Here is a 2,078-nt window from a genome sequence, read left to right on the forward strand (position 1 = left end):
GAAGACCAGGCGCAGCGCCTGACCGGGCTGATGTCGGCGTTCCGGGTGGCCTGAGAGGATGGCGCGCGGCGGCGCTGAACGGCACGCCGCGCGCCATGCGCCGGCGGGTGCGGCATGCGGCGCGGCTGGTGTAAAGTTGCGGGTTGCATTCGCGGAGAAAGAGACATGACTGAATTGGTCGCAAGCGAGATTCGCGGCGGTATCGGCTACCTGACGCTGAACCGGCCCCAGGCGCTCAACGCGCTTTCGCTGGAGATGATCCGCGCCATTACCACGGCGCTCAATGACTGGGCGGTGGCGCCCGAGGTGGTGGCGGTGGTCATCGCCGGCGCTGGCGGCAAGGCCTTTTGCGCCGGCGGCGACATTCGCTTCTTCCATAAGGCCGCGCAGGCCGGCGATCCTTCGCTCGACCAGTTCTTTGTCGAGGAGTACGCGCTCAATCACCTGATCCACCGGTATGCCAAGCCCTATATCGCGTTGATGGATGGCGTGGTGATGGGCGGCGGCATGGGCATCTCGCAAGGTGCGCGCCGCCGGCTGGTGACCGAGAGGACCAAGATGGCCATGCCCGAAACCAATATCGGCCTGTTTCCCGACGTGGGCGGCGGCTGGTTCCTGTCGCGCACGCCAGGCCGCCTGGGCGAATACCTGGGCCTGACCGGCGCCATGATCCATGCCGCCGACGCACTGCATGCCGGCCTGGCCGATGCCTACCTGCCGACCAATGCGATGGCCGAGCTGGTGGACACCCTGCGTGCCCGCGACTTCGCCGATGGCGACGCTGTGCTGGCATGCATCGACGGGGCCACCGCCGCGCACCGTGCCGCCTGCCCGCCGGGGGAGAGCCAGCTGGCCGCGCTGCAGGAAGATATCGACCGTCTGTTCGCCGCCGCCTCGGTGATCGACATCCTCGCTGCGGTCAGCGATGCCGGCTCCGACTGGGCCGCGCAGACAGCCGCCATGCTGCGCGCACGCTCGCCGCTGATGCTGAATGTCACGCTGGAGCAAATCCGCCGCGCCCGCACCATGTCGCTGGAAGACGAACTGCGCATGGAGCTGGACATGATGTACTACGTGTTCCGTCACGGCGATGGCGTCGAGGGCATTCGTGCGCTGGCGGTCGACAAGGACCATGCGCCCAAGTGGCAGCCCGCGCGCCTGGATGAGGTAAGCCGCGAACGCGTGCGCGCCTTCTTCGACAGTCCCTGGGCGCGCGGCGGACATCCCCTAGCGTCGCTGTAGGCACGTGCCGGGCGGTTCCTTTCCCGCAAATGGATTAGAGTGTCGTCTGGACCTGCCGCTGCGCGCAGCACGCTGTCTGTGCCGACCAGGACGGTTGTGTCCTGCCACCCATGGTGCAGTGAACGAGAAAGGAATCGCGATGAGTACTCCCCGTGACGTAGCCGTACTGGTAGGCAGCCTGCGCAAGGACTCCTTCAACCGCAAGCTCGCGCTGGCGCTGGCCGCGCTGGCGCCGGCAGGCATCAAGCTCGAGATCGTCGAGATCGGGCAGCTCCCGCTGTACAACCAGGATGAAGACGCGAGCCCGCCCGCGCCGTGGGTGGTCTTTCGTGATCGCATCCGCCGTGCCGACGCCGTGCTGTTCGTGACGCCGGAATACAACCGCTCGGTACCGGCGGCACTCAAGAATGCCATTGACGTCGGCTCCCGCCCCTACGGCAAGAGTGCCTGGGACGGCAAGCCGGGCGGTGTGATCAGCGCGTCGCCGGGCGCCGTCGGCGGTTTCGGCGCCAATCACCACCTGCGCCAGTCGCTCGTCTTCCTCAATATCCCCGTGCTGCAGCAGCCGGAAGCCTATATCAGCGGTGTCGATAAACTGTTCGACGAACAAGGCGGCATCGCCAACGAATCCACTCGCGGCTTCCTGGGCAAATACCTGACAACCTTCGAAGCCTGGATCGAGCGCAACGCACCGCGCTGATACTGGCAGGGGGCCGTCTTTGACTTCAGGCCCCTGACTTTGAAGTCTTTGACGTCAAGCAACAGGAATCAACGTCAACCACACCCCAAAAAGCACTGACGCCCGCTGCCGACAGGGCAGCGGGCGCGGGGGGGAG

General features: G+C 66.2%; 2 protein-coding genes. Both read left to right on the plus strand.

Annotated elements, in window-relative coordinates; all coding sequences use genetic code 11:
- Positions 1-165: 165 nt before the first annotated feature.
- Entirely contained in the window at positions 166-1,242 is a 1,077-nt protein-coding gene (locus CF70_RS18925) for an enoyl-CoA hydratase/isomerase family protein (protein WP_035867889.1), read from the plus strand.
- A 139-nt stretch (positions 1,243-1,381) separates the two neighbouring features.
- The gene (locus CF70_RS18930; protein ID WP_035867891.1) at positions 1,382-1,942 is read left to right on the plus strand and encodes an NADPH-dependent FMN reductase; all 561 of its coding nucleotides are present in this window, start codon (positions 1,382-1,384) and stop codon (positions 1,940-1,942) included.
- The last annotated feature ends 136 nt before the right edge of the window (positions 1,943-2,078 follow it).

Source organism: Cupriavidus sp. SK-3 (genome assembly GCF_000611145.1).
Classification (GTDB): Bacteria; Pseudomonadota; Gammaproteobacteria; order Burkholderiales; family Burkholderiaceae; genus Cupriavidus.

Coding starts and splice junctions, on each gene's coding strand:
- CF70_RS18925 (WP_035867889.1), top strand. CDS start 166: ATGACTGAATTGGTCGCAAGCGAGATTCGCGGCGGTATCGGCTACCTG.
- CF70_RS18930 (WP_035867891.1), top strand. CDS start 1,382: ATGAGTACTCCCCGTGACGTAGCCGTACTGGTAGGCAGCCTGCGCAAG.